The organism is Qipengyuania sphaerica, assembly GCF_019711595.1.
GTDB classification, from domain to species: domain Bacteria; phylum Pseudomonadota; class Alphaproteobacteria; order Sphingomonadales; family Sphingomonadaceae; genus Qipengyuania; species Qipengyuania sphaerica.
Window position 1 is genome coordinate 94,073 of record NZ_JAIGNR010000005.1, and the last position, 26,364, is coordinate 120,436.

The window sequence follows — 26,364 nt, forward strand, 5'->3', positions numbered from 1 at the left end:
CCCGCTCGCCCTGCCCGACGGATGACCTTTCAGGCCCAATCGCCACAAGTGAGGGATATTATGAAAAAGACAATTATCGGTTTGGCGCTCTGCTCGACCGCAATCGCAACTCCGGCGTTCGCGCGGGACGGCCAGACCTATGTAGAGCTCGGCTTCGGTCCGGCTCTGGCCGAAAATTTCGATGTCGAAACGGGTGATCCGGACGTCAGCGAAATCTTCATCGATCCCGACGAAGGTTTTGACGGCTTCGCTCTTGCCGGTCACGACTTTGGTGCGTTTCGTATCGAGATCGAGGGCAGCTACCGCGAATTCGGCCACGACGCGACCACCTTTGGTCTGGTCGACTCGGTAACCAGCTTCGGTTCGGGTACTTCAAGCGCACTCAGCGTAATGGGCAACGCCTTGCTGGACTTCGGCCCGGATGATGGCATTTCCGGTTATGTCGGCGGTGGTGCCGGGCCCAGCCGGGTCAAGCACGACGTGCGGCTGCTCGACAACTCGGTTTTCGACGAAAGCGAATGGGAATTCTCCTGGCAGGCCCTCGCGGGTGTGCGCGCTCCGTTGACCGATACGATCGATGTCGGCCTGCGGTATCGTTATTTCAACGTTCCGAAATACCAGCTCGTCAACGACGGCGGTGTCGGCATCGAGACGAAATGGGCTTCGCATTCGATCATGGGCACTCTGGCATTCAACTTCGGTGGTGTGACACCTCCGCCGCCGCCGCCGCCGCCGCCCCCGCCGCCTCCTCCTCCGCCCCCGCCGCCTCCGCCGCCGCCTCCGCCGGCTCCGGTTTGCCAGCAGGGCCCGTACATCGTCTTCTTCAACTGGGACGAATCGACGATCACTCCGGAAGCGGCAACGATCCTCGACAACGCGGTTTCGGCTTACGCCAACTGCGGCACGGCTTCGGTCATGCTCGCTGGCCACACCGACACCTCGGGTTCGGCACAGTACAACATGGGCCTCGCCCAGCGTCGTAACGACTCGGTCCGCGACTACCTCACCGCTCGCGGTGTCCCGGGGGGCCGCATCGCAAGCGAAGCCTTCGGCGAAACGCAGCTTCGCGTTCCGACCGCAGACGGTGTTCGCGAACTGCAAAACCGCCGCGTGGAAGTTACCTACGGCCCGGGTTCGGGCATGTAATCAGGGTTCAGCCCCCGGGCTGGAACACCGAGAGGGGGCCGGAGAAATCCGGTCCCCTTTTTGTTTGCCCTATCGCTTCGCTGCTTGGGGGCGGTTGGAATATAGCTGGTGAGGGCCCGGCGAATTAAGACGGATTATTCGTCGCCGTAGATCGCGACTTCGCTCATGCCTTCGCTGCTTGCGCGTCCGCGATACATTCCGGAGGTGTTGAAACTGAAAAGCGCGTGGCCGTCCGGGGTAACGAGGATTACGCCCCCATCTCCGCCGAGCTGTTTCACCTCGGCCATGACGTCATCGGCGGTCTTTTGCAGCGCGCGTTCCCCGTCGAAAAGCGCTTCGGCGACTGCCTGCGGCATTTTCTGCATCTCGCGAAACGATGCCGACAGCTCTTTCTGGCCCCTTAGGCGCGTGCATATTTCATGCGCCACGCCGACACGGATGAAATACTCGCCCCAGCCGGTGGCCGAGACCGCGCAGCTGCGGTTGTCGGCATAGGTACCTGCGCCGATTACCGGACTGTCGCCAATGCGGTTCCAGCGCTTGCCGGTCATCCCGCCGGTCGAGGTACCGGCCGCAAGGTTGCCGTGCCGGTCGAGCACCACCGCACCCACAGTCCCGAACTTGATGTCGACATCGAGCGCCGAAACTTGCTCCGCTTTGAGCCGTTCAAGCGCCTCGCGCCGGAAATCGGTATCGAAATACTCGTTGGGCACGATTTCCAGGCCCTGCTCGGCGGCGAAGATCTCGGCGCCCTCACCCGCCAGCATCACATGCGGGCTTTCGGTCATGACTGCACGGGCGGCCAGTATCGGATTACGGACGTTTGTGACCCCGGCCACTGCCCCCGCATTGCGGTCGCGCCCGTCCATGATCGAGGCGTCGAGTTCATGCGTTTCGTCCCAGGTGAAGACCGCGCCGCGTCCCGCGTTGAAGCGCGGATCGTCCTCGAGCAGCAGGATCGCCGCCTCTACCGCGTCGAGGGCCTCTCCGCCATTCGCCAGCACTTTCGCCCCCGCATCGAGCGCGGCTTGCAGCGACTCGCGCAACTCCGCCTCCTGCTCAAGGGTGAGATTTTCGCGGGCGATGGTCCCTGCCCCGCCATGGATCGCGATGGCCCACTTCCCCTCTTCCTGCGCCGCCAGCGGGCTTCCCCAAAGAGCCAGAATTGCGGCCTGGCCACATGCGATCTTTGCGAAAAATCCTCTCATTACGACGGGATAGCAACAAAAGTTATCCACTCAATCCCCGACACCCCTTTTGGAGATATCCGACACCGATGATAGCCCTGACGCTACGGAAACCATTGGGAGAGAGGTTTCATGATTTTCGACAGATATCGCTTCGACGAGCAGCTTGCCTTGGAACTGGGCGAGAAGCTTCTTTACGCGCTCGGCGCATTGATTGTGACTTGGCTTGCAGCAAGGGCCGCGAAATGGGCCTTCGCCAATATCGTGAACAACATAGATTTTTTCCGTCGTGGGACAGGCAGCGGTTCGACGCTGGGTGAATCGCTCGGCAAGATCGTCAGCTTGCTGATCTGGCTGTTCGGCCTGCTCATCATCCTCAACATCCTCGAATTGGGCGGGGTCGCCGGCCCCATCGACAGCCTGCTCGAGAATGTCGTCGACTTCCTGCCCAACCTGCTGTGGGCCGGCCTGATCTTCTTCATCGGCATGATGGTGGCGCGGATCGTGCGCGATCTGGTTGTCACCTTCCTGCAGACGGTCGATTTCGACAAATGGGCCAATCGCGGGGGTGTCGACAACGTCACCGGCAATACCGCGATCAGCAAGACGATCGGCACGATCGCCTATGTCCTGATCGCTATTCCGGTTGCCATCGCCGCGCTGGAGCAGCTGGAGATCCAGTCGATCAGCGAACCGGCCTCCGACATGTTGCGGATGATCTTTGCGGCCATACCGAACATCATCGCGGCGGCGATCCTGCTCGGCATCGGTTACCTGATCAGCAAGTTCGTGGTGCAAATCGCCAAGGAGATCCTGCCGGGCCTCGGCGTCGACCGGGCCTTGGCTGAAAGCGGACTGGTCGCCGAAGGGACGACAGCGAGCGGCATCATCGCCCGTATCGCGCAAGTGGCAATCATCCTGTTCTTCGCGATTGCCGCCACGCGTATTCTCGGCTTCCCCGAACTGACCGCAATCCTCGACCAGCTGCTCGAGCTGGGCGGACGCGTGATCTTCGGGGCCGTCGTCATTGCCTTCGGCTTCCTCATCGCGAACCTGCTGGCCCGCCTGATTTCGGGCGATGCGGGCAGTTCGACGGCAGGGACCATCGTGCGTTGGGCGACGATCATACTGTTCGTCTTCATGGGCCTGCAGTTCACCGGCATCGGCGGGATGATCCCTGCAAATGCGCTGACGATCCTCATCGGCGGCGTAGCGGTGGCCGGCGCGCTGGCCTTTGGTCTTGGCGGCCGCGACTGGGCGGCGCGCAAGCTCGACCAGATGGATAGCGACCTGTCGGGTGGCTCGGCTCCGGCTGCGCCCACGCCGCGCGCACGCAGGGCTGCAGCACCCAAGAGCGACGATCCGCTGCCGCCCGGCGCGTGATCGAGGCATAAGGGGACACCGGGGAGAGAGGTGTCTGGCGGGGGTGCGGGACGAAAGGTCTCGCACCCCTTTTTCTTTGTGCTACGCCTTTCCCAAGGAACTGAGAGAGAGGCGAGACATGAGCGATTTCGGATTTTCGAGCACGGCGGACGAGGTTCTTGCGGACAAGGATCTGTCGGGCCGAACCGCGCTGGTGACCGGCGGCTATTCCGGGCTCGGACAGGAAACCGCTCGCGCCATGGCGGCCAAGGGCGCGCACATCATCCTGTCCGGACGCGACGCCACCAAACTCTCGGCCGCCGCCGATGCAATTGCCGAGGAGACGGGCGCCAAAGTCGATACCCTTGTGTGCGATCTCGCCTCGCTGGACAGCATCCGAAAGGCCGGGGCAGAAGCGAACGAACGGTTCGACAAGATGGACCTGCTCATCAACAATGCGGGCGTCATGGCCTGCGACGAGGCGAAGACCGCAGACGGTTTCGAGATGCAGTTCGGCACCAACCACCTCGGGCATTTCCTGCTGACGAACCTGCTGATGCCGCTGGTCGAGAAGGGTGATCACCCGCGCATCGTCAACCTATCCAGCCGCGGTCATCACATCGCGCCGGTCGATTTCGACGATCCGAATTTCGAACGCCGGGATTACGAGAAATGGACCAGCTACGGCCAGTCGAAGACGGCCAATGTGCTGTTTGCGGTCGGCCTCGAACAGCGCCTCGCCGACAAGGGCATCCACGCCTACGCGCTGCATCCGGGCGGTATTCACACCAACCTCGGTCGCCATATGAGCGAGGAAGACGTCCAGAACCTGATGGCGCGGATCGAGAAAGCTGCCGAGGAACGGGGCGAGCAGCCACAACCCTTCAAGACCATCCCGCAGGGTGCGGCGACCACTTGCTGGGTAGCCACCGCGGACGAGCTCGAAGGAGCGGGCGGCCTCTATTGCGAGGACTGCCATGTTGCCAACCAGGACGATCACGACACCGGAGGCGGTGTTCGCAGTTATGCGGTCGACAAGGACAATGCCGACCGGCTGTGGGCGATGAGCGAGGAGATGGTCGGCCAGCAATTTGACTACGGGTAATTCCCGGCCTGTAACTGAAAGGGGCCTATCGGCGAACTCGCCCGCAGAAGCTGTTGCGGGAGCTATGCCTTGATTGCAGATGAAGCCAGCATGGCGCGAATGATGGCCGCGGCGCAAAATGGCGACCGCGCGGTTTATCGCGTGTTGCTGGCCGAGGCGCAGCTCTGGCTCGAGCGTTTCTTCGCCAAGCGCGTGCCCCCTGCCCAGCGCGATGACCTGGTGCAGGAAGTCCTGCTCGCAGTCCATAACAAGCGCGCCAGCTGGGACCCTTCACGCCCATTCTTCCCGTGGCTTGCTGCCATTGCTCGCTACCGCTGGGTCGATCATCTGCGCAAGGTCTACCGTTCGGCAGAAGACGAGCTGGGCGACCACGATGCTGCGCAGGACAGCGAGGAAGAGGTCGTCATGGCACGCATGAGCCTCGAGCGGCTCTTCGTGCACCTGCCGGAGAAGCAGGTCGAAGCCATAGAACTCGTGAAGATCGAAGGGCTCAGCATTGCCGAGGCCTCGGCGCGTACCGGCCAAAGCGAAAGCCTGGTCAAAGTGAATATCCATCGCGGGCTCAAGAAGCTGTCCGCTCTCGTAGAAAAGGCCGATTGAAATGAACCGGGTCTCCAATCACTTCTTCGACCAGCTCGCCGGCGACCTCGCGCCGGTCCGCCCCATTCGGCGTTCCCGAGGCATCGCGCTGGTAGCCGTCGCAGCGATCGTCACCATCGTGCTGGTCGCATTATTCGGCGAACTGCAGACGCACATGATTGCAGGGCAGGCCACGCCGATGTTCTTCGTGACAAACGGCATGCTCGCGCTGCTCGGAGCCGCTTCATCGCTGGCCGTCGTGCGTATGGCGACGCCCCAGGTCGGCAGCGGCCATGAAGGCGCGCGCTGGTCCGCCGGAATGGTCGCGCTCTTGCCCGTAACGGCCCTTATCATGCTCGGCGCAACGCATTTCCTCGCCGCGATCATGGAAGATTCGCATGGCGTGCCGTGCCTCCTCGCGAGCATCACGGCAGGCCTGGTTACGGCCATAGCGCTGGTCTTCTGGCTAAGGCGCGGCGCCCCGGTTTCTCTGACCTCTGCGGGCACCTATGCCGGGGTAGCCGCCGGAGCGATCGGTAGCTTCGCCTATGGCCTGACCTGCCCCATTGAAACGATCGGTCATCTTGGGATCTGGCATGTCGCGCCAGTGCTGGTCGGTGGCATTGCCGGGCGGCTTGCCATCCCGCCGCTCGTCCGCTGGTAATCGCCCTTTGTCGGGGAAGCCGTTGCCAATCGGGCGGTGAAGGTGCATCGCTCCTTCCCAAGAGAGGGAGAGATTTTCATGAAGTCATTCGCCGCCGCCATTGCGCTTGCCACTGCGTCAATCCTGCCCGCAACGGCCTATGCCCAGGAGAATGCCGAAACCCAGTCCGCCGACTGGATCGAGACCAGCAACGCCTACACGCAGAGGCTGATCGACTTCCAGGCGGGCTTCTTCCCCGAAGGCGCGAGCCAGGCGGGCTACGAACAGTACGACGGCCTGACCTTCGATTACTCCGACGATACGAACGAGCGCTATGTCGAAGGCGCCAAGGCACTGCGTGCCGAGTTTGCCGCCGCGATGCAGCGCGAGCAGAACACGCAGGTCAAACAGGATCTCGCGATCCTGATCGACAATCTCGACCGCTCGATTCTTTCGACCGAATTGAACGAGCGCATGATGCTCGAATGGTCCGAATTGCCGCAGAGTATCTTCTACTCGATCGGCGCCATCCTCTCCGACCAGACCGCGGAAAATCGCCGCGCTTCGGCAGTCGAGCTTCTCCGCCGCTATACCGGGGTCGAAGCGGGCTACGAGCCCTATACCGAGCTAGCCAAGGCGCGTTTCGAAGCGAGCCGTGGAGATGGCAAGATCGGCCCCTACAAGGTCGAGGTCGCGGAATCGGTCGGCAAGCTTCCCACCTTCGCCGCCGGCATTCGCGAGCTGTTCGAGAAATACGACATCGATGGCGCAGACGAGGCGCTCGATGCGATGGACGCGCAATTCGCCGATTATGGCGAATGGACCGAGAGAGTCGTGCTGCCCGCTGCGCGCGATGATGCACGCCTTCCGGAAGAACTCTACGCGCTCAACCTGCGCAATGTCGGCATCGACATGGACCCGCGCGAGGCGATGAGCCAGGCGCGCCGCGGCTTCTATGAAATCCGCGCGCAGATGGAAGCGCTCGCCCCGCAGATCGCGGCCAAATATGGCTGGGAGGAAACCGACATGACTTCGGTCATGACGCGGCTCAAGCAGCAGAAGATCGACAATTCGGAGATCGAGGATTTCTACCGCGATGTGAACCGCCAGCTCGAGGCGAAAATCCGCGAGAACGAGATCGTTTCGCTGCCGACCAGCGAGCTCCTGATGCGTGTCGCCTCGGCCGCCGAAAGCGCTGCCCAGCCCGCGCCGCACATGCGGCCGCCGCGCCTCATCGGCAACACGGGTGAACAGGGAACATTCGTCCTGACCGTCGGCAACCCGACGGCCAGCGCGGACGACGTCTATGACGATTTCAACTTCCCCGCCGCAAGCTGGACACTGAGCGCGCACGAGGCGCGGCCCGGTCACGAAATGCAGTTTGCCGCGCTGGTCGAACAGGGCGTGAGCCTTGCGCGCATGCTCTATGCCTTCAACAGCGTGAATGTCGAAGGCTGGGCGCTTTACGCCGAAGCCGAAATGCTGCCGCACGAGCCGATCGAAGGGCAATTCATCGCCCAGCAGTTCCGCCTGCTGCGCGCGGCCCGCGCCTTTCTCGACCCGAGCCTCAACCTCGGGCTGATGACGCGAGAGGAAGCCCAACGCGTCCTGCGCGAGGAAGCGCTGTTCTCGCCCGGCATGACCAAGCAGGAGCTCGACCGCTACCAGTTCCGCGCTCCCGGCCAGGCAGGCGCCTATTACTACGGCTATCGCAAGCTGATCGACCTGCGCGTGGAAACCGAACTCGCGCTGGGTGCAGACTTCAACGAGAAGGCGTTCAACGACTTCCTGCTGAGCCAGGGCATCATTCCGCTCGACCTGATCGCAAAGGCGGTCCGCGAGGAGTTTATCCCCTCGCAGCGAAGCGGGGGATGACGGCTAAAGCCAGCGCAGGCGCCTGAATACCACGATCAGCGCGATGAACAGCAGGCCGCAAAGGGCGACCACGGCCCAGAAGGCATCGGGGTCGTCCATGCCCGGCATGCCGCCGACATTGATCCCGAGCAGGCCGGTCAGAAAGCTTAGCGGCAGGAAGATACCGGCCACGATAGTGAGCATGTAGGTCGCATGCTCGCTGCTGGCGAGGCTGCGGGCGCGCAGTTCGTCCTGCAGCACCAGCGCGCTCTCCTTGCTGATGTCTATATCGTCGAGATAGCGGCGCAGGCGCGCAATACTCTCGGCGATCTCGCGGCGGTCGTGCTCTTCGAACCAGTAGGGCGCGTCCTTGCTGATCTGCTCCAGCGCCTCGTGCTGCGGAGCCATATGCCGTTTGAGGCCGAGGCAGTTGCGGCGAATGGTCGAGATCCGCTTGAGCATGTCCTCGGCATGTTCCTCGGAGTCCATATCTTCGAGCTCGTCGAGCACGTGGTTCATGTCGACGATCGACTGGCTCATCCGTGCGATCAGCAATTCCGCCAGCATTGTAATGGTCGCGCCCGCATCGGGCGGTCCATCGCCCCGGTCGAGCATGGCAACCACCTCGCGCGGGGTTTGCAGCGGATAGCGCCGCAGGGTGATGAGCCGCCGCCCGTCGCACCACAGCTGCATCGAGATCATGTCTTCGGGTTCCGCGCCCGGGTTGAAGTTGATGCCGCGAAGCGTGCCTACCAGGGTCTCGCCCTCGGCAAAGGCGCGCGGGCGGGTCTGGTCGCTGGTGAGCAATTCCGCTGTCGGCTCGGGAATATGCAACTGCTCTTCCAGCCAGTCCCGCACACCGGCGCGTGTCCGGCAGATGTGGAGCCACAGGACCTCGCCCGGCGCGCCCGGCTGCCAGTCCTGCGCCTCTTCCCAGCCTATCTCGCGCGCGCCGCCCTGCCCGTCGAGCACCCGCCCGAACAGCAAGGGGGTCCGGGTTTCGGCGTGGTCGGTCGGTTCACTCATGCAAGCTTCATGCATCAAACCTCCACGCCTGTCATTGCCCCTTCATCAACGCTCCCCTATATCGCGGCCCATGTCTTCCACACGTCCCTGGCGCGATATCGAGCGCCGTCAGTCCCGCCAGATCATGGTCGGCAGCGTTCCCGTCGGGGGCAATGCTCCGATCAGCGTCCAGACCATGACCAACACGCCGACCGAGGATGTGGCGGCGACGATCGACCAGATCCGCCGCTGCGAGGAGGTGGGCGCCGACATCATCCGCGTCTCCTGCCCGACCGAGGAAGCGACGCGCGATTTCGACAAGATCACGAGGGCCGCGAACGTCCCGATCGTTGCCGACATCCATTTCCACTACAAGCGCGCCCTCGAAGCCGCCGACAAGGGCGCGGCCTGCCTGCGCATCAATCCGGGAAATATCGGGTCGAGCGAGCGTGTCGCCGAGGTTGTCCGTGCTGCGAAGGCAAATGGCTGCGCGATCCGCATCGGCGTCAATGCGGGCAGTCTTGAAAAGGACCTGCTCGAAAAATACGGCGAGCCCTGCCCCGAAGCGCTGATCGAAAGCGCGTTGGACCATATCAAGCTGCTGCAGGATCACGACTTTCACGAATACAAGGTCGCGGTGAAGGCCAGCGACGTCTTCCTCGCGGTCGCCGCCTATCACGGGCTGGCAGAGGCGGTGGACTGCCCGCTGCATCTCGGCATTACCGAGGCCGGCGGGCTGATCGGCGGGACGGTCAAATCCTCGATCGGCATCGGCAGCCTGCTGTGGGCGGGTATCGGCGACACCATTCGCGTTTCGCTTTCGGCCGAGCCCGAGCAGGAGGTGAAGGTCGGCTTCGAGATGCTCAAGGCACTCGGCCTGCGCACCCGTGGCGTGCGCGTGGTCTCCTGCCCGAGTTGCTCGCGGCAGGGCTTCGACGTGATCCGCACCGTGGAGACGCTCGAAAAGCGGCTCGAGCACATCAAGACCCCGATGAGCCTTTCCGTGCTGGGCTGTGTGGTCAACGGCCCCGGCGAGGCGCGCGAGACCGATATCGGGCTGACCGGCGGCGGCAATGGCAAGCACATGGTCTATCTCTCGGGCGTGAAGAACCACCATATCGAGAGCGACGACATGCTCGATCACATCGTCAAGCTGGTCGAGGAGAAGGCGGCAGCCATCGAGGCAGGCGAAACTGTGGCCTTCGACCCGCATGCGGAAGCGGCGGAGTAGACTCTGTTCGAGGTCACTCTTCGCGGGCTGGAAGTCTATTGGCGGGAAGCCATCCTGGTATGGCTTGCGGCAATTTTCATCATCGCGCTAATCGAAGCGACGCTGCTGTGGATGGGGCGCAACAAGCCGGGGCAATTCGCAAAACTGCTCGGCACATTCCCCACGCTCGCCGTTATGGGGTTGCCGCCACTTTCCGCCCTGGTCGCGGCCCTTCACCTGATGCGGCAGCACAGGGAGGTCGAGGCTATCTTACTGTTTATCATCGCGCCCCTGCTCGGCGTTTTCGTCGCGGTGAGGCTCAAGCAGGTCCTTGTCTGTGTGCTTACCGCTGCCCTCCGTGGGCCAAGTGCCGAACCCCAAGCTGAAATCAGGGCATCTGAGACAACCGGCGCCACTCTCAACGGGCGACCGCTCGACGGGCGATAAGATGCTCCACGTCGTCCATCACGAGGATTACATGGCGCCCGCGCCGACGCGCGGTAGTTTCCGGTTCGATAAGTACATGGCGGTGATGGTCGCACTGCGCGAGAGCGCTTACCCGATCACCGAGCACGCCCCCCCGCCCATGCCGCAGCGATGGCTCGAGGCAGTTCACTGCCCGGATTATGTCGAGCAAGTCTTCTCCGCCGAGGTGCCGAGAGAAAAGGAACGCCGGATCGGCTTTCCCGTCACGCCGCATATTGCCCAGCGTGTCGCCCATACAAACGGGGGCACGTGGCTCGCCGCCCAATTGGCCAAGCGCCATGGATATGCGGCCAATTCGGCTGCGGGCAGCCACCATGCCCTTCACGATACAGGGGCTGGTTATTGCGTCTTCAACGACTTGGCGGTCTGCGCCAACCGCCTGATCACCGAGGGTGACGCAAGCCGCGTCCTGATCGTCGACCTCGACGTCCATCAGGGCGACGGGACGGCCAGCCTGACCGCGGGTCGCGACGATATCTTCACCCTTTCGATACACGCCGAAAAGAATTTCCCGGTCCGCAAGGCACGCTCGAGCCTCGATGTCCCGCTCGCCGACGGCACCGACGACGATGGCTATCTCGAGGCGCTCGAACGGCATTTGCCCGAAGTATTCGACCTCTTCTCGCCTGACCTCGTCCTCTACCAGGCAGGGGTAGACGGACATGCGGACGACCGCCTGGGTCGGCTAGCACTCACCGATGAAGGTCTGGACCGGCGCGATGCCTTCTTGATCGCCGAGGCCCGCAAGCGCGGCCTGCCCGTGGCCAGCGCGCTCGGCGGCGGTTACGGACAGGACCCGCGCGAAGTGGCCGACCGGCACGCGCGCTCGATGATCGCCTGCGCCAAGGCAAATGCGCAGGAAACAGCGCCTGTAAATCCGGCTTCGACCTGTTATCCTGTATCCATCGGTCGCGCCTAGGACGAGACATCTGGAGGCGAATTTGACTGCCATGGAGACGGACTATCTCATCGTTGGCGCGGGGGCGGTTGGACTGTCCTTCGCCGATACGCTGATCGAGCAGGACCCCGATTGCCACATCACCTTCGTAGACAAGCATGCCAAGCCCGGCGGGCACTGGAACGACGCCTATGGCTTCGTCGCGCTACACCAGCCGAGCGCGACCTATGGCGTCAACTCGCTGCCCTTCCCGCACGAGCACATCGACACCCATGGTCCGAACAAGGGACTGCGCGCATTGGCCAGCGGTGCTGAGGTCCTGGCCTATTTCGAAACCGTGATGAATTCGCAGCTGTTGCCGACGGGCCGCGTTTCCTACCTGCCGTCGACGGCATTCGAAGGCATGGACGGTGACCGCATCGCCACGGTCCGGGCGTTGTTCTCCGGCAAGGAATCGCGGATCAAGGTTCGGCGGAAGCTCGTCGATGCGACATTCTACCAGACTTCGGTGCCTTCGACCCACAAGCGCCAGTTCGACGTCGCCGACGGTGTAGAGGTCGTACCGCCCGGAGATTTGCCCCGTCTCTGGCAGCGCGGCACCGACCAGCCGAAACATTACGTCATTCTCGGTGCGGGCAAGACCGCGATGGATACCGGCGTGTGGCTCATCCAGCAGGGTATCGATCCTGCCGCCATCAGCTGGGTTCGCCCGCGCGAGAGCTGGATCTGGAACCGCGAATATACCCAGCCGGGCGAGGAGAACCTCGAAAAGATCGTCGGCATGCAGATCGCAATCCTCGAAGCGGCGGGCGAGGCGCAGGACGGTGCCGAACTGATGGGAATGCTCGGGCAGCAGGGCTATTACCTGCGCATTGACGAGAGCGTCGAACCCGAAATGTATCACTTCGCCACCATTTCGCAGGGCGAAGTCGATATCCTCCGCCGTATCGAGAACGTCATCCGTAACGGCCGCGTGACCGCGATCGAGCCTGGTAAACTGGTCTTCGCGGACAACGAAGTGGATGTGCCCGAAGGGGCCCTCTTCATCGATTGCACGGCGAGGGCGGTTCCGATCACGGCGGGGCGAGATGACCGCCCCGTATTCGACGGAGACACGATCCTCCTCCAGCCGCTCCACGTTCCGGCTGTGGTTTTCAGCGCCGCGCTCGCCGCCTTCCTCGAAGTCAATTTCGATAACGATGACGAGCGCAACGCGCTGGCAAGGCCGGGGCCACTCACCGATACGCCTTCCACATTTCCCTACGCCCATCTGGTGACGATGATGAACCGGGGCGCGTGGTCGCAAAACGAAGCGATTGGTCGCTGGTTTGCGACTTCCCGCCTCGACTTCACCGGCCCCACGGTTGCCAAGCTCGCCGCCGAAAACAGCCCGAGGCTCGCCATTTTCGCGAAGTTCCAAAAGGCAGCTCGCAAACACATGCCCGATATCGTGCGCTTGGGCATGCAGGCGAAGGCAATTCACGACGCCAGGTGAAATCCGTTCACTGGAACGATAGATTCATCCTATATGTTAGTCAGGATATGAAACGGCGCGATCTTCTCAAGGGCACGATTGCCCTCGGTGCCAGCTCGATGCTGGCCACTCGTGCCCTTGCGCAGGTCCAGCCTGCTGCCTCCCGCAAGGAGCAACTGTTCGCCATTGCCCGCGAGCAGCTCGAAAGGGTCGGCGATGTAATTTGGAAAAAGGATATCGTCGGGATTGCCGATTTCGGCCTGCATTCCTCGCAGAAGCGCTTCCACTTCGTCGACTTGGTGAACGAGCATGTGGAAAGCTTCCATGTCGCGCATGGCACAGGTTCGGACGGCGAGCATGACGGCTGGCTCAAGCGCTTTTCGAATATCGAAGGCAGCGAAGCGACAAGTCGCGGCGCCTATTTGACACGGAGCTGGTATACCGGCCGCTACGGCACCTCAATCCGGCTCGACGGGCTGGACCCGACCAACGACATGGCGATGCCCCGCGCGATCGTGATGCACAAGGCCGACTATGCGAGGCCTGAACATGTGGAGAAATGGGGTCGGCTGGGCCGATCGAACGGCTGCTTCGTGCTTGGCCCCGAGCAATTCGACAAGGTTCTTCTGGACCTGAGCGGTGGGCGGCTGCTCTATGCAGAAAGCCTGGGCCTGCACGAGGACGGGCGCCGCGTACCGCCGCCAGTCACACAGACCGAACTGCTGCTGCGAGAAGGCGGCGGCACTTTCGAGCGGACCAACCCCGGCGTCTATTGAGCCGGGGCTAGCCATAAATCAGGTCTGCATGTCGTCGACGATCTCGACGGCTTCCTCGCTCGTCTCGCGGGCTCGGTCGGAAACGCGCGGGGCATCGAGAGCGGCCAGCACCGGCGCATCGCGTTCATAGATGTCGTTGAACTTGCGCAGCTTCCCGTCGACGTCGGTCGCCATGGTGAAGTAGGTAATGTAGACCGGCCACTGCCGCTCCATCGCATATCGCGTGTATTCCCCGCTCTGGGTGATCTCGGACACTTCCTCGCGGATCGCGGGAATATCTTCCTTGCTCTTCGCATTGCCGAGCATCGACATGGTCATCGCCAGCTCGCGCGCGCCCTGCACGCGAATGCAGCCGTGGCTGAGCGCGCGATTGTCCTGGTTGAACAGGTGGCGGCTGGGCGTGTCGTGGAGAAAGATCGCGTGCTCGTTCGGCATGTCGAGCTTCATCAGGCCGAGCGAATTTTGCGGCCCGGGCTGCTGGACGACCGTAATCCATCCATTCGCGCCCTTGGTCGCCTTGTATCCCGCATTCCGCGCCCAGGTCGGGTTATTGAGAACCTTGTTGCCGAGCCCTTCGCCCACCACGATCGACTGCGGGACGGTCCATGTCGGGTTGTAGATAACCGCCTCGACCATTTCGGCAAGCTGCGGGGTCGCCGTGCGGCCGGGCTTCCCGACCACGACGCGATACTTGTCGATGATCTTGTTGTTGACCGTCAGGCGCAGCATGTACTCGGGCACATTGGTGACGAGATACTGCCGGCCGAGATCCTGCGGCAGCCAGCGCCAGCGGTCCATGTTGGCGCGGATCAGCTTGATGCGGGCCGGATCGCTCGCCGTCGCGAGTTCGGCCTTGAGCGCGGCATAGTCGGGATGAACCGGGTTGAGAGAGGTGAGCGTGGCGGCAATCTCGCCGGACGCCAGCGCATCCTCGAGCAGCTTCCAGGTCGGCAAACGGTCCGCATCGGGATCGACAACGAACCACTGGCGGCGCGATTCCATCGGCGTACGGCCATCGCGCAGGTCCTCGACCAGCCAGACGAAGACCTTGCTGGCGAGAACGTTCAGTTCCTCGCCCTCACCCGCTGCAATTGCAGCTGTGAGCGCTTCGGACTGGTAATCCGAAGGATTAAGACCCTCGGCCGCCACTCCGGGTATGAAATCGAGCAATTGCTGCGCTTGCGCCAGCGTCCACACTCCTTCGAGCGACGGGATTTCCTGCACCACCTCGCCGCTGGCCATCTGGATGTCGCCAAAGGCTTCGTCGACAGTGCGGGCGGGGTTTGGCTGCGCCGTTTGTGCAGTCGGGGCTGCTTCCCCCTTTGGCTGCGGCAGAATGCTTTCGGGCGCAGCTTGCTGAGCGCTCGCCGAAGATGCGAGGAGCGTCGCAGCAAGCGCGATGCCGGTCGAAGTCTGAAAACGTGTCATTTGGCCCACCAATATTTTCGCCAGCGGTCGAAACAGCCGCATTTAAGAGGCGCATTTATTCTTTAACTCTCGCAGATATTCGGCGATCCCGGCTTGACCATGGCTGAACCGAGTTGCGCCCGCGACAGGGCGCACTATGCCAGCGATAATGAGCGCGAGCGATCACAGCTTCAAGCCGGTTTTGGCGACTCTGATAGGCATCTGCCTCTTTTCGGCGATGGACGCGGTGATGAAAAGCGCCAGCATCGCGGTCGGCGCCTACAGCGCTTACCTGCTGAGATGCGCGATAGGTTTCGCGATGATTGCACCGATCTGGTGGTTTCACCAAGGTAGGCTGCCGACACGCGCTGTGATGCGAGTGCATGTCCTTCGCGGAGTGGTGGTCGCCTTCATGGGTTGGACTTTCTTCGCCTCGCTCGTCCGGCTGCCGTTGGCCGAAGCGATCGCCATCAGCTTCATCGCACCGCTGTTTGCGCTCTACCTCGCAGCCATCCTGCTCGGCGAGAAGATCGAGCGCCGCGCAGTCTACGCAGCCCTTCTAGGCCTTGTCGGGGTGGTGGTGATCGTCGGCGGCAAGATGGGTAGCGAGGAGATGGACGAAGATGCCGCCTGGGGCCTCGTGATGATTACCCTGTCCGCCATCCTCTATGCCTGGAATCTCGTCCTCCAGCGCCAGCAGGCGCTGATCGCCAGCCCGCAAGAGGTCGCGACATTCCAGAACGGCATCGCCGCACTGACCCTGCTGGCGGGTGCGCCATTTCTGCTTGTGATTCCCGAAAGCCGCGCATGGCTCGAAATTACGGCGGGAGCGGCGCTGGCGGTAAGCGCCGCGCTGTTCCTTTCATGGGCATATGCGCGAGCAGAGGCGCAAAGGCTGGTTCCGATAGAATATACCGGTTTCCTCTGGGCCTCGCTGTTCGGCTGGTTCTATTTCGGTGAAGGTGTAAGCGCGGCGACCATCTTCGGCGCAGCGCTTATCGTACTGGGGTCTTGGATCGCGACGCGCAGGCGACGGCCCGTGCAAAGCGCTATCTAGTTATCCGGCTTATTCAGCGGACGCTACGACGGGGGCCGTTTCGCTGGCCTGCGCTTCGCTTCCGGCGAAAGTGGCAGCGGCGGTAAACATACCTGCCACGCCAAGGGCAGCGGCAATAACGGCAACACGCAGGGTTCGGTGCGACTTGTTCGTCGCCTCGAGCAAGGCACTCATGGTTACAACTCCTCATTGGGCCGCGCGCTTCGGCGGTTCTGGCCGTGCGGCGCGATTGCCCAGATTTTGCCTTAATAACCCATGAAGGCTGATGCCGGTTCCCGATGAGACGTTTTGCCTAGGCGGCGACCCTTGATTTTTTGGCCGCTACAGCGCACAGGCGCGGCACATTTCGCCGCCCGGCCCATTGGTCTGGTGACGGCTCCAATCAGAAAGGACTTCGCACGCATGACCCAGGTCGGCCAGGACACGTTCGGAACGCGCTCCACCCTCACCGTGAACGGCAAGGATTACGCCTATTACTCCTTCGCCAAGGCGGCAGAGAAAATCGGAGACGTTTCGAAACTTCCGTTCAGCCTGAAAGTCCTGCTCGAGAACATGCTGCGCTTTGAGGACGGCGGGTTCACCGTCTCGACCGACGACGTGCAGGCAATCGCCGACTGGCAGAAGAATCCTGCGACCGGCAAGGAAATCCAGTACCGCCCGGCCCGCGTGCTGTTGCAGGACTTCACCGGCGTGCCCTGCGTGGTCGACCTTGCCGCCATGCGCGATGCGATTTCGAAGCTCGGCGGCGATACCGCAAAGATCAACCCGCAGGTTCCGGTTAACCTCGTGATCGACCACTCGGTCATGGTCGACGAGTTCGGCCACCCCAAGGCTTTCGAGAAGAACGTCGAACTCGAATACGCCCGCAATGCCGAGCGTTACGACTTCCTCAAATGGGGCTCGAAAAGTTTCAAGAACTTCACCGCCGTGCCCCCGGGCACTGGCATCTGCCACCAGGTGAATCTCGAATACCTCGGCAAGGGCGTGTGGTCTTCCGAAGGTGAAGATGGCCACCTTGTCGCCTATCCCGACACCTGCGTCGGCACCGACAGCCACACGACCATGATCAACGGCCTCGGCGTGCTGGGCTGGGGCGTCGGCGGGATCGAGGCCGAAGCTGCGATGCTCGGCCAGCCGATCTCGATGCTGATCCCCGAAGTGGTCGGCTTCAAGCTGACCGGTGCGATGGCCGAAGGCGTGACCGCAACCGACCTCGTGCTGACCTGCGTGCAGATGCTGCGCGAAGTGGGCGTGGTCGGCCGCTTCGTCGAATTCTACGGCGAAGGCGTTGCAAACCTCACCCTCGCCGACCGCGCGACCATCGCCAACATGGCGCCCGAATATGGCGCAACATGTGGCTTTTTCGGCATCGATGACAAGACGCTCGAATACATGCGCCTGACCGGCCGCGACGAGCAGACAATCGCGCTGGTCGAAGCCTATTCGAAAGAACAGGGCATGTGGTTCACGCCCGAGAACGAGCCGGTATTCACCAAGACGCTCGACCTCGACATTAGCAAGGTTGTGCCCAGCCTCGCCGGTCCCAAGCGCCCGCAGGACCGCGTTGCGCTGCCGCAGGTGGACGAGCTGTTCAACACCGACCTCAAGTCGCTCTACAAGAAGGACGCGCCGGTCCGCGTCGACGTGGAAGGCAAGGACCACGATGTCGGCGACGGCGACGTCGTCATTGCGGCCATCACGAGCTGCACCAACACTTCCAACCCCGACGTGCTGATCGCTGCCGGTCTCGTCGCCCAGAAGGCGCGCGAGAAAGGTCTTGCGCCCAAGCCCTGGGTGAAGACCAGCCTCGCGCCGGGATCGCAGGTGGTTACCGACTACCTCGTGAAGTCTGGACTGCAGGACGATCTCGACGCCATGGGCTTCGACCTTGTCGGCTATGGCTGCACCACTTGCATCGGCAACTCGGGCCCGCTTGCCCCGCCGATCAGCAAGGCGATCAACGGTAACGACATCGTCGCCGCTTCGGTGCTCTCGGGCAACCGCAACTTCGAAGGCCGCGTGTCGCCCGACGTGCGCGCCAACTTCCTCGCCTCGCCGCCGCTGGTTGTCGCCTATTCGATCCTCGGGACGGTGACGCAGGACATCACCGAGACCCCGCTGGGTCAGGACCAGGACGGCAACGACGTGATGCTCGCCGATGTCTGGCCGACCAACGAGGAAATCCGCGACCACCGCACGAAGAACATCGACCGCCAGATGTTCGAGACCCGCTATGCTGACGTCTACAAGGGCGACGAGCACTGGCAGGCGATCAATGTCGAGGCATCCGACACCTACACCTGGAACCCGACCAGCACCTATGTCGCCAGCCCGCCCTATTTCGAGGGCATGGGCATGGAGCCTGCGCCGCTGACCGACATCAATGGCGCGAAGCCGCTCGCCATCCTCGGCGATTCGACGACCACCGACCACATTTCGCCCGCAGGTTCGATCAAGGAAGATTCGCCTGCCGGTGAGTATCTCAAGAGCCACCAGGTCTCGAAGCAGGACTTCAACTCCTACGGCTCGCGCCGTGGCAACCACGAAGTCATGATGCGCGGCACCTTCGCCAACATCCGCATCAAGAACGAGATGGTCCCGGGAGTCGAAGGCGGCATCACCACCTACAAGGGCGAGCAGATGCCGATCTACGACGCAGCAATGCGTCACAAGGCAGACGGCACGCCGCTGGTGGTCGTGGCCGGCAAGGAATACGGCACCGGATCGAGCCGCGACTGGGCAGCGAAGGGCACCATCCTGCTCGGCGTCCGCGCCGTGATCGTCGAAAGCTTCGAACGTATCCACCGTTCGAACCTCGTCGGCATGGGTGTGCTGCCGCTGCAGTTCAAGGATGGCGAAAGCCGCTCGTCGCTTGGCCTGACCGCTTCGGACAGCTTCACTATCAAGGGCCTCGCCGAGCTGACGCCGGGCCAGGACATCGAAGTCGAAGTCGTCCGCGAGAACGGCGAGACCTTCAGCTTCACCGCGCTCTGCCGCATCGATACCGCGAACGAGATGGAATATTACCGCAACGGCGGCATCCTCCATTACGTGCTGCGCAAACTGGCCGCGGCCTGAGTTCCAACTCCTCGAAATATGAAGGGCGGCTCCGCAAGGGGTCGCCCTTTCCTTTGCACCCTACTTGTCGAACATATCCGTTTGCGGCTTGCTCGGCGGGACGATGCCGAGGTGCTGCCATCCGCCATCGTTGAGCATTCGTCCACGCGCCGTGCGGGCGATCAGGCCGAGCTGGATGAGGTAGGGCTCGATCACCTCTTCCACCGTATCGCGCGGTTCGGATAGGCCCGCTGCGAGCGTTTCCACGCCAACCGGCCCGCCCTTGTAGGTGGTCGCGATCATGGTGAGATAGCGGCGGTCCATCGCATCGAGGCCGAGGCTGTCGACCTCGAGCCGGGTCAACGCCTCGTCGGCGACCCTGGTGGTCACGACCGGTTCGCCCAAAACGGATGCGAAGTCGCGCACGCGGCGCATCAACCGGCCAGCCACACGCGGCGTCCCGCGCGAACGGCGGGCGATCTCGCGTGCGCCGCCCTCGTCGATCCCCATGCCGAGCAGCCCTGCGCCGCGGGTGACGACCTTGAGCAATTCGTCCTCGGTATAGAAGTTTAATCGCACCGGGATGCCGAACCGATCGCGCAAGGGCGTGGTCAGCAGCCCCTGCCGCGTGGTCGCGCCGACCAGCGTGAAGGGCGGCAGATCGATCCGCACACTGCGCGCAGACGGCCCCTCGCCGATGATGATGTCGAGCGCGCGGTCCTCCATCGCCGGATAGAGCACTTCCTCGACCACAGGATTGAGCCGGTGGATCTCGTCGATGAAAAGCACGTCGTTGGGCTCGAGATTGGTGAGCAGGGCGGCAAGGTCGCCCGCCTTGGCGATCACCGGCCCGCTGGTAGCGCGGAAACCGACGCCCAATTCCTTCGAGACGATCTGCGCCAGCGTGGTCTTGCCGAGGCCGGGAGGCCCGAAGAACAGCACATGGTCCATCGCCTCGCCGCGGTTCTTCGCCGCTTCGATAAACACGCGCAAATTCTCGCGCGCCGCCTTCTGTCCGACGAATTCGGCGAGCGATTTTGGCCGAAGCGCAGCATCGGGATCTTCCGGCTGGCGGTCAGGCGAATGAAGGGGAACAGGCTCGGTCACGGGATATTCGTGAACCCCTCGTTGTGCAGGATGGCTGTGGCGACGGTTTGTGACAGGGTCATCACTGCGCCCGGGATAAGGTCGTCGTTGGTGATGCCGCGCCCGTTGGCGGACTGGCCGCAGATGTAGAAGCGCACGCCGTCGGCGATCATAGCCTTGACGACATCGTGGCTGCCATGCGTCCGCCCCGGATATTGCCGCTCGTAGCGTTCGCGCGTGGTGATATCGTAGCCCGAGGGGCCGTGGACGATGATCGCCACTTCGATACTCTCCCGCGGCACGCCGTTTTCGACCAACAGGTTGATGAAGCGGGCCGCGCTGTCGAAGCGCCAGTTCACTTCGCCGTCTTCAGCGCCTTCCGTCGCGTCGAAGATCACCTTGTAGGTTTGTTCGATCGGTGCGGGTTGCTCATTGTCCACGACTGTCCAATCGCCGAATTCGGAGAATACCGGTCCGCTGCGGGTTTCGGCTTCGTGGGCGCTGGCTGGAAGTGCGAAGCCAAGCACAGCGGCACACAGCGCAGAGATCAATTTTCGCATGATCATTCTTCCCTCCCTGAAATTCAAAACGGGTTCACCGTGTAACCGCGCTGCTGGAGCTTGGCGTGGGCGGTCATGGCGGAGAGGTCCATCTCGACGCCCTCGATCAGCTGGTCGGCGGTTACGCCCTGCGCGGTGGCGCTCTGGCCGCAGACTATGAAGCGTGACCCCTGGTCAAGGATCGCGCGCACCATTGCGGCGCTGCCGTTCTCGCCCTCCTTGCCATGCGCCGCCCAGCCCGAGGCCGAAAGCAAGTCGAGCACCGCGGGTCCGTGTACCACCACGGCAACGCGGATATTCTCCTCCGCCACGCCGTTTGCGACATGCATGTTGATGAACCGCGCGGCGCTCTCAAAGCCGCGATTGCGCGCGCCATCCTTGGCGGCCTTGGCTACGTCGAAGCTGTGCGCGAACTCGGTGTCTGCCGCGAAGGACTCGAGCCCGTCGACAGAAGCATGCGGTCCGAAGTCGGCAAACACGGGACCGGTTTGGAAAGCGCTCATGTCCTGCGCGGATACTGGCGCACAGAATGCTGCCAGTGCGAATGACAGAATTGCCCCTCTCATCCGTTTCTCTCCTTAACCCAAGCCCCGGCCTTGATAACTCCCAGGCAGGCCAGTGCTGCTCCCAGCTGCAGCAGCGGCGCAAACAGGAAAATCAAGCCTCCCTGTGCATCGGGAGCCGCGATATACATCGTCTGGACAAAGGCCCAGAGCCCGAAGGCCGCGATTGCGAGAGCTGCGATCCCCTTTGCCGTCACATGGCCTTGCGTAATGCACAAGAGCGCGATTGGAGCCACCGCCCATAGGAGAAACAGGAGGGCGAGTGGCCACCACCACAGCTGGTCCGGTTCGCCCGCATCCATCATCAGGCCGAGCGTTGCCAGCGCGTAGATCGCCAGGATGCCGAGGCGCCAGTCGCGTGCCATTATCCCGCCGCCCTCTTCAATGCCACGCGGATGAGATCGCCCTCGCTCGCGCCTTCGCCCAGTTCGCCCTGTGCCGCCGCCACCGCGCGCGCGGCCACGGCTGGCTTGAAGCCCAGGTTCTCGAGCGCGCTGACCGCATCGGCGCTCGCCCCGCCGACCGGTGATGCGACCGCCGCCACGCCCGCGCCGCCGGGAAGCGCGCCGGCCTTGTCCTTGAGCTCGTTGACGATGCGTCCGGCAAGCTTCGGCCCGACGCCCTGCGCCCGCGCAATGGTCGCCGCATCGCCTTGCGAGCAGGCCTGCTGCACCTCGCCGGTCGACAGCGCCGAGAGGATGGCGAGGCCAACCTTGCTGCCCACGCCCTGCACCTGCGTGAGCAGGCGGAACCAGTCGCGCTCTGCCGCCTCGGCAAAGCCCAACAGGCGCATGTCGTTCTCGCTCACCTGAAGATCGGTGTAGATCGTGCAGGCCTCGCCCTTTTCACCCAGCGCAGCGAGCGTCTTGGTCGAGCAATGGACGAGGTAGCCGACGCCCGAGACATCGATCACCGCCCAGTCCGCGCCGGTTTCGTCGAGCAGGCCTTTGAGCTTCGCAATCATATTATTCCTTCTGCGCTACCCCTGCTGCTTTTGCCAGTGCTTCCCCCTCGTTTATCGCCAACGCGCTCGCCGGGCGGGGACGATTTGCCGACCGGTTGACGAAGTTGACACCGCGCCAAGCAATCCAACTCCTCCTAGCCCTTTGTTTGATATACACTTTATGTCAGATTTCGAAAGTTGACACATGGCGAAAAGACGATGCGCGCATCGCCAGTCTCGAACGCTTGTCGCAGTTTTCATTGCTGTAGGAAAATCCTGCTTCATCCATGTTCAGAAAAGGCAAAGTGGACACGTAGGGTTGCTTGGGACAAGACGAAGCATATGAGCTGGAACACATTCGGACGCGTCTTGCGCTTTACCACCTGGGGCGAGAGCCACGGGCCTGCCATCGGCGCGGTGCTCGACGGATGCCCGCCGGGGATCGCGCTCACCGAAGCCGACATCCAGCCCTTCCTCGATGCGCGCAAACCGGGGCAGAACAAGTTCACCACCCAGCGCAAGGAACCCGACGAGGTCCGCATCCTCTCCGGCGTGTTCGAGGGCAAGACCACCGGCACGCCGATCAGTCTGCTGATCGAAAACACCGACCAGCGATCGAAAGATTATTCGGAGATCGCCAATACCTACCGGCCCGGCCATGCCGACTATGCCTATGACGCGAAATACGGTTTCCGCGATTATCGCGGCGGCGGACGGTCGAGCGCGCGCGAGACGGCGATGCGCGTGGCGGCGGGCGCGGTGGCGAGGCTGGTGATCGGCGATGTCACCATCCTCGCCTATGTCGCGGAAATCGGCGGCGACCGGGTCGACCCGGCGAATTTCGATCGAGAGGAAATCGCCCGCAATCCCTTCTGGTGTCCCGATGCAGAGGCCGCCAAGCGTTGGGAAAAGCTGGTCGACGATGCGCGAAAGGCCGGATCATCGCTCGGCGCGGTGGTCGAATGCGTGGCCGAGGGCGTACCCGCAGGCTGGGGCGCACCGATCTATGCCAAGCTCGACGGCGACCTTGCGGCGGGCATGATGAGCATCAATGCGGTCAAGGGCGTGGAGATCGGCGACGGCTTCGACGCCGCGCGCCTGACCGGCGAGCAGAACGCCGATGCCATGTCACCGGGAGCGGACGGACCCGAATTCGCCGCCAATCACGCAGGCGGCATTGCTGGCGGCATCTCGACCGGCCAGCCGGTGGTCTGCCGCGTGGCTTTCAAGCCTACCAGCTCGATCCTCACCCCCGTCGCCAGCGTGGACCGCGAAGGCAAGGCGACCGAGGTCCGCACCAAGGGCCGCCACGACCCCTGCGTCGGTATCCGCGGTACGCCGGTGGTCGAAGCTATGATGGCGCTGGTCCTGGCGGATCACATGATGTTGCACCGCGCCCAAATAGCGCAGCGGTAGCAAGAAATGCGCGCTCGGTGTGGATATCCCGCGCCCCAATACTGTGCGTTACATACAACAGTTACGGGCGAATAGTTTCGGGCTCGCCACTGAACTTGACCCTCCGATTTCCCGCGATAATTGTCGCGGAAAGGGTCTGCTCTCTCACATCTAACGCCGCCGAAAATTTTCGACGACGACGCTAGGCTTGTGGTTCCGGTCGGCCCTTATTTCACCAAGGGGGTCGAAAAATGGAAATTGCAGGGACTGATAACGGCGAGAATATTTACGGGACTTCAGGCGACGATACGATCGACGCCCTGGGAGGAAATGACCGGATATACGGCAGTATCGGCACCGACACGATCGATGGCGGGGATGGCTTGGACCAGCTCTATTTCACCAATTGGCTTTCAGACCTTTTCCCGATGCCTGCCGGGCCGGTCACCTATACTCTTGGCGCAAACAGCCTGACCAGCAGCGATGGCTCCATCGACACCAGCTTCACCAACATCGAAGCGGTCCGCTTCTACCTGGATCGCGACCTGGTCTACGATGTGACAGTAGACGCCAGTGCCTTCGAATCCCCGGTGCCGAACGGCTTTACCGTCTTCTTCCTGGGGCTTGGCGATGACGTATTTTTCGGCAGCAACTATAACGACACCGTTTCACTCGGTGCCGGCGAAAACTACATGGATGGCGCTGGCGGCTTCGATATTGCCGCGCTGGAAAGTGCGACTTCCGGTGAGTGGGTTTACGCGATAGGCGACTCGCAGGAATTCACGGTCCTCCAAGGCAATAATACCCTGCTCACTGCAACCAATGTCGAGATGGTCGAGATTTTCAGTGACTATCGTTACGGCAATGTCCCGTCTCACGGGATGCAGGTGGATGCTTCCGAACTGGACGGCGTAGAGGTTTATTTCATTAACACGGAGCTGGGCGACGTCCTGATCGGATCGACATCGGGCGATCATTTCGCCCTGAGCGCCTGGAATCAATCACCCTATGGAACTTTTGAAGATCATGTCTGGGGCATGGGCGGCGCGGATCTGTACGACTTCTCGCAAGGTCAGTTTGTAGGGGTATGGATCCATGATTTCGACCATGACGATACAGTCAGCTTCTACCACCCCTATATTGAGGGCCTCATCTCCAATGGCTCGATGCACTATGGCGCGCTGACCGGTGAAGTCGGCGACATGGCCTATAGCTGGCATGATGGCTATACCGAGATCGCCTATGACGCCAATGGCAACGGTAGTGCCGATCAGGTCCTGATCCTTGCAGGTGGATATTACCATCTCGACCTGGCTACCGAGTTGCAGGACGGGGTCACGGTGCTCGGCCATCTCGTCTTTGGCTCTGCCGATCGGGAAACCGTCCTGACCTCCGATGCCGATACCTATTTCAGCGGAACGGGGAATGAAACCATTTCCGCGCTGGGCGGAGCGGACCTCATTTACGGCAATCTCGGCAACGACTTCATCGATGGCGGCAGCGGCAAGGACACGGTCAGCTACAAGGGAGCAACGGAAGGAGTGTTCGTCAGGCTTAGCCTTTCGGGCGTCCAGCAGGACACCCTGGGGGCCGGCATCGACACCCTGGTATCGATCGAAAACCTTACAGGCACGCAGTTCCGCGACCGCTTGGAAGGTGATGCGACGGGTAACCGGCTCGAAGGCTTGGGAGGCGACGACCGAGTCTATGGCCATGGGGGCAACGATGTCATCGTTCTCGACACGGGCAACGACCGCGCTTGGGCCGGCGCAGATGATGACCGCATCTACGGCCAGGACGGCAACGACCGCATCTATGGCGACAATGGCGATGACCGTCTCTACGGCCAGGCAGATGACGACACGCTGATCGGCGGGGCGGGCAATGACGAGATGGTCGGCGGCACCGGCAACGACATCTATTTCGTCGACGATGCAGGCGACAGCGTGCTCGAGCTGGCAGGCGAGGGCAATGACGGCGTGATCGCCGGGCTCGACTATGTGCTGGGCGACAATGTCGAGATCCTGCGCATGCGCACCGGCGATTTCGACGGGACCGGCAACGGGCTCGACAACATCGTGCGCGGTGTCGGCGGGGTCAACGTGCTCCACGGCATGGGCGGTGATGACAGCATCTATGGCGGCACGGGCAACGACACGCTCGACGGCGGCGATGGCAACGACCGGCTCTATGGCGAGAACGGCAGCGACACGATGACCGGCGGCGCGGGCGCCGACAGCTTTATTTTCATGAGTGCAGAAGAGATGGGCGCGCGCCTCGCGATCGCCGATATCATCACCGACTTCAGCCAGTCGGACGGCGACCGGATCAACCTGCGCAACGTCGATGCCAGTATTTACGTCGAAGGCGACCAGAACTTCGCCTTCATCGGCACCTCGGCTTTCAGCCAGACGGCAGGCGAACTGCGCTATTTCCAGACCAGCACCAGCACCATCGTGGAAATGGACGTGGACGGCGACGGCGTCGGCGATCTCTACATCCGCCTCGACGGGCAGATGGATCTCAGCGCGGGCGATTTCATCCTCTGACCCCGTGGCATGGGTGGGAGGC

General features: G+C 62.6%; 23 protein-coding genes. 14 read left to right on the forward strand and 9 right to left on the reverse strand.

The window, feature by feature from the left end; all coding sequences use genetic code 11:
• Nucleotides 1-60: 60 nt before the first annotated feature.
• The gene (locus K3178_RS13795; RefSeq protein ID WP_221571994.1) at nucleotides 61-1,146 is read left to right on the forward strand and encodes an OmpA family protein; all 1,086 of its coding nucleotides are present in this window, start codon (nucleotides 61-63) and stop codon (nucleotides 1,144-1,146) included.
• A 134-nt stretch (nucleotides 1,147-1,280) separates the two neighbouring features.
• Here the strand turns inward: K3178_RS13795 and K3178_RS13800 are convergent, their stop codons facing one another.
• Nucleotides 1,281-2,354, reverse strand: a complete 1,074-nt coding sequence (locus K3178_RS13800; RefSeq protein WP_221571995.1) for an isoaspartyl peptidase/L-asparaginase family protein — start codon at nucleotides 2,352-2,354, stop codon at nucleotides 1,281-1,283.
• A gap of 111 nt (nucleotides 2,355-2,465) precedes the next feature.
• On the opposite strand from K3178_RS13800, the gene K3178_RS13805 reads away from it, so the two are divergent.
• The 5 genes from K3178_RS13805 to K3178_RS13825 all read left to right on the forward strand — a co-directional run bounded on the left by K3178_RS13805 (nucleotide 2,466) and on the right by K3178_RS13825 (nucleotide 7,897).
• Nucleotides 2,466-3,716 (forward strand): mechanosensitive ion channel, encoded by a 1,251-nt coding sequence (locus K3178_RS13805; protein WP_221571996.1) that lies wholly within the window; start codon nucleotides 2,466-2,468, stop codon nucleotides 3,714-3,716.
• Between the two features lie 118 nt (nucleotides 3,717-3,834).
• Nucleotides 3,835-4,800 carry an SDR family NAD(P)-dependent oxidoreductase gene (locus K3178_RS13810; RefSeq protein WP_221571997.1) on the forward strand — a complete coding sequence of 322 codons (966 nt, stop codon included), beginning with the start codon at nucleotides 3,835-3,837 and terminating at the stop codon, nucleotides 4,798-4,800.
• 69 nt (nucleotides 4,801-4,869) lie between these two features.
• A complete protein-coding gene (locus K3178_RS13815) occupies nucleotides 4,870-5,400 on the forward strand; it encodes a sigma-70 family RNA polymerase sigma factor (RefSeq protein ID WP_221571998.1) in 531 nt (176 codons plus the stop codon).
• Between the two features lies 1 nt (nucleotide 5,401).
• A complete protein-coding gene (locus tag K3178_RS13820) occupies nucleotides 5,402-6,043 on the forward strand; it encodes a DUF1109 domain-containing protein (RefSeq protein ID WP_221571999.1) in 642 nt (213 codons plus the stop codon).
• A gap of 78 nt (nucleotides 6,044-6,121) precedes the next feature.
• Nucleotides 6,122-7,897: a DUF885 domain-containing protein gene (locus K3178_RS13825; RefSeq protein WP_221572000.1), complete on the forward strand. Its 1,776-nt coding sequence runs from the start codon at nucleotides 6,122-6,124 to the stop codon at nucleotides 7,895-7,897.
• Nucleotides 7,898-7,900: 3 nt separating this feature from the next.
• Here K3178_RS13825 and K3178_RS13830 read toward each other — a convergent pair whose 3' ends face one another.
• The gene (locus tag K3178_RS13830; protein ID WP_221572001.1) at nucleotides 7,901-8,902 is read right to left on the reverse strand and encodes a zinc transporter ZntB; all 1,002 of its coding nucleotides are present in this window, start codon (nucleotides 8,900-8,902) and stop codon (nucleotides 7,901-7,903) included.
• A 70-nt stretch (nucleotides 8,903-8,972) separates the two neighbouring features.
• On the opposite strand from K3178_RS13830, the gene ispG reads away from it, so the two are divergent.
• From ispG to K3178_RS13850, 4 genes are all read left to right on the forward strand, one after another.
• Entirely contained in the window at nucleotides 8,973-10,112 is a 1,140-nt protein-coding gene (gene ispG, locus K3178_RS13835) for a flavodoxin-dependent (E)-4-hydroxy-3-methylbut-2-enyl-diphosphate synthase (protein ID WP_221572002.1), read from the forward strand.
• 427 nt (nucleotides 10,113-10,539) lie between these two features.
• On the forward strand, nucleotides 10,540-11,496 hold the full coding sequence (locus K3178_RS13840; protein WP_247713816.1) for a histone deacetylase family protein: 957 nt from the start codon (nucleotides 10,540-10,542) through the stop codon (nucleotides 11,494-11,496).
• A gap of 31 nt (nucleotides 11,497-11,527) precedes the next feature.
• Nucleotides 11,528-12,970 carry an NAD(P)-binding protein gene (locus tag K3178_RS13845; RefSeq protein ID WP_221572003.1) on the forward strand — a complete coding sequence of 481 codons (1,443 nt, stop codon included), beginning with the start codon at nucleotides 11,528-11,530 and terminating at the stop codon, nucleotides 12,968-12,970.
• A gap of 47 nt (nucleotides 12,971-13,017) precedes the next feature.
• Nucleotides 13,018-13,725: a murein L,D-transpeptidase catalytic domain family protein gene (locus K3178_RS13850; protein ID WP_221572004.1), complete on the forward strand. Its 708-nt coding sequence runs from the start codon at nucleotides 13,018-13,020 to the stop codon at nucleotides 13,723-13,725.
• Between the two features lie 18 nt (nucleotides 13,726-13,743).
• On the opposite strand, the gene K3178_RS13855 is transcribed toward K3178_RS13850, so the two are convergent.
• The gene (locus tag K3178_RS13855; RefSeq protein ID WP_221572005.1) at nucleotides 13,744-15,153 is read right to left on the reverse strand and encodes a L,D-transpeptidase family protein; all 1,410 of its coding nucleotides are present in this window, start codon (nucleotides 15,151-15,153) and stop codon (nucleotides 13,744-13,746) included.
• 148 nt (nucleotides 15,154-15,301) lie between these two features.
• On the opposite strand from K3178_RS13855, the gene K3178_RS13860 reads away from it, so the two are divergent.
• Entirely contained in the window at nucleotides 15,302-16,189 is an 888-nt protein-coding gene (locus K3178_RS13860; protein WP_247713817.1) for a DMT family transporter, read from the forward strand.
• Nucleotides 16,190-16,198: 9 nt separating this feature from the next.
• On the opposite strand, the gene K3178_RS13865 is transcribed toward K3178_RS13860, so the two are convergent.
• Nucleotides 16,199-16,363, reverse strand: coding sequence for a hypothetical protein (locus K3178_RS13865; protein WP_221572007.1), 165 nt, complete (start codon nucleotides 16,361-16,363; stop codon nucleotides 16,199-16,201).
• A gap of 228 nt (nucleotides 16,364-16,591) precedes the next feature.
• On the opposite strand from K3178_RS13865, the gene acnA reads away from it, so the two are divergent.
• A complete protein-coding gene (gene acnA / locus K3178_RS13870; protein WP_221572008.1) occupies nucleotides 16,592-19,267 on the forward strand; it encodes an aconitate hydratase AcnA in 2,676 nt (891 codons plus the stop codon).
• Between the two features lie 60 nt (nucleotides 19,268-19,327).
• On the opposite strand, the gene ruvB is transcribed toward acnA, so the two are convergent.
• From ruvB to ruvA, 5 genes are read right to left on the reverse strand one after another with little or no spacing between them, the layout of a single operon-like run.
• A complete protein-coding gene (ruvB, locus tag K3178_RS13875; RefSeq protein WP_221572009.1) occupies nucleotides 19,328-20,353 on the reverse strand; it encodes a Holliday junction branch migration DNA helicase RuvB in 1,026 nt (341 codons plus the stop codon).
• A complete protein-coding gene (locus K3178_RS13880) occupies nucleotides 20,350-20,892 on the reverse strand; it encodes a DsrE family protein (RefSeq protein WP_221572010.1) in 543 nt (180 codons plus the stop codon). The genes ruvB and K3178_RS13880 overlap by 4 nt, the downstream gene beginning before the upstream one ends.
• A gap of 23 nt (nucleotides 20,893-20,915) precedes the next feature.
• The gene (locus K3178_RS13885; protein ID WP_221572011.1) at nucleotides 20,916-21,458 is read right to left on the reverse strand and encodes a DsrE family protein; all 543 of its coding nucleotides are present in this window, start codon (nucleotides 21,456-21,458) and stop codon (nucleotides 20,916-20,918) included.
• Complete coding sequence (locus K3178_RS13890) at nucleotides 21,455-21,820, reverse strand: hypothetical protein (protein ID WP_221572012.1); 366 nt, start codon at nucleotides 21,818-21,820, stop codon at nucleotides 21,455-21,457. The genes K3178_RS13885 and K3178_RS13890 overlap by 4 nt, the downstream gene beginning before the upstream one ends.
• Complete coding sequence (ruvA, locus tag K3178_RS13895; protein WP_221572013.1) at nucleotides 21,820-22,419, reverse strand: Holliday junction branch migration protein RuvA; 600 nt, start codon at nucleotides 22,417-22,419, stop codon at nucleotides 21,820-21,822. The genes K3178_RS13890 and ruvA overlap by 1 nt, the downstream gene beginning before the upstream one ends.
• Nucleotides 22,420-22,740: 321 nt before the next feature.
• Between ruvA and aroC the strand changes: the two genes are divergently transcribed.
• Nucleotides 22,741-23,814 carry a chorismate synthase gene (gene aroC / locus K3178_RS13900; protein ID WP_221572014.1) on the forward strand — a complete coding sequence of 358 codons (1,074 nt, stop codon included), beginning with the start codon at nucleotides 22,741-22,743 and terminating at the stop codon, nucleotides 23,812-23,814.
• A 230-nt stretch (nucleotides 23,815-24,044) separates the two neighbouring features.
• Nucleotides 24,045-26,342: a calcium-binding protein gene (locus K3178_RS13905; RefSeq protein WP_221572015.1), complete on the forward strand. Its 2,298-nt coding sequence runs from the start codon at nucleotides 24,045-24,047 to the stop codon at nucleotides 26,340-26,342.
• Nucleotides 26,343-26,364: the final 22 nt, after the last annotated feature.

What these genes read in the sequence shown, in the direction of transcription:
- K3178_RS13795 (WP_221571994.1), top strand. Translation starts at nt 61, where the DNA reads ATGAAAAAGACAATTATCGGTTTGGCGCTCTGCTCGACCGCAATCGCA.
- K3178_RS13800 (WP_221571995.1), bottom strand. Translation starts at nt 2,354, where the DNA reads ATGAGAGGATTTTTCGCAAAGATCGCATGTGGCCAGGCCGCAATTCTG.
- K3178_RS13805 (WP_221571996.1), top strand. Translation starts at nt 2,466, where the DNA reads ATGATTTTCGACAGATATCGCTTCGACGAGCAGCTTGCCTTGGAACTG.
- K3178_RS13810 (WP_221571997.1), top strand. Translation starts at nt 3,835, where the DNA reads ATGAGCGATTTCGGATTTTCGAGCACGGCGGACGAGGTTCTTGCGGAC.
- K3178_RS13820 (WP_221571999.1), top strand. Translation starts at nt 5,402, where the DNA reads ATGAACCGGGTCTCCAATCACTTCTTCGACCAGCTCGCCGGCGACCTC.
- K3178_RS13825 (WP_221572000.1), top strand. Translation starts at nt 6,122, where the DNA reads ATGAAGTCATTCGCCGCCGCCATTGCGCTTGCCACTGCGTCAATCCTG.
- K3178_RS13830 (WP_221572001.1), bottom strand. Translation starts at nt 8,902, where the DNA reads ATGAGTGAACCGACCGACCACGCCGAAACCCGGACCCCCTTGCTGTTC.
- ispG (WP_221572002.1), top strand. Translation starts at nt 8,973, where the DNA reads ATGTCTTCCACACGTCCCTGGCGCGATATCGAGCGCCGTCAGTCCCGC.
- K3178_RS13840 (WP_247713816.1), top strand. Translation starts at nt 10,540, where the DNA reads ATGCTCCACGTCGTCCATCACGAGGATTACATGGCGCCCGCGCCGACG.
- K3178_RS13845 (WP_221572003.1), top strand. Translation starts at nt 11,528, where the DNA reads ATGGAGACGGACTATCTCATCGTTGGCGCGGGGGCGGTTGGACTGTCC.
- K3178_RS13850 (WP_221572004.1), top strand. Translation starts at nt 13,018, where the DNA reads ATGAAACGGCGCGATCTTCTCAAGGGCACGATTGCCCTCGGTGCCAGC.
- K3178_RS13855 (WP_221572005.1), bottom strand. Translation starts at nt 15,153, where the DNA reads ATGACACGTTTTCAGACTTCGACCGGCATCGCGCTTGCTGCGACGCTC.
- K3178_RS13860 (WP_247713817.1), top strand. Translation starts at nt 15,302, where the DNA reads ATGAGCGCGAGCGATCACAGCTTCAAGCCGGTTTTGGCGACTCTGATA.
- K3178_RS13865 (WP_221572007.1), bottom strand. Translation starts at nt 16,363, where the DNA reads ATGAGTGCCTTGCTCGAGGCGACGAACAAGTCGCACCGAACCCTGCGT.
- acnA (WP_221572008.1), top strand. Translation starts at nt 16,592, where the DNA reads ATGACCCAGGTCGGCCAGGACACGTTCGGAACGCGCTCCACCCTCACC.
- K3178_RS13880 (WP_221572010.1), bottom strand. Translation starts at nt 20,892, where the DNA reads ATGCGAAAATTGATCTCTGCGCTGTGTGCCGCTGTGCTTGGCTTCGCA.
- K3178_RS13885 (WP_221572011.1), bottom strand. Translation starts at nt 21,458, where the DNA reads ATGAGAGGGGCAATTCTGTCATTCGCACTGGCAGCATTCTGTGCGCCA.
- K3178_RS13890 (WP_221572012.1), bottom strand. Translation starts at nt 21,820, where the DNA reads ATGGCACGCGACTGGCGCCTCGGCATCCTGGCGATCTACGCGCTGGCA.
- ruvA (WP_221572013.1), bottom strand. Translation starts at nt 22,419, where the DNA reads ATGATTGCGAAGCTCAAAGGCCTGCTCGACGAAACCGGCGCGGACTGG.
- aroC (WP_221572014.1), top strand. Translation starts at nt 22,741, where the DNA reads ATGAGCTGGAACACATTCGGACGCGTCTTGCGCTTTACCACCTGGGGC.
- K3178_RS13905 (WP_221572015.1), top strand. Translation starts at nt 24,045, where the DNA reads ATGGAAATTGCAGGGACTGATAACGGCGAGAATATTTACGGGACTTCA.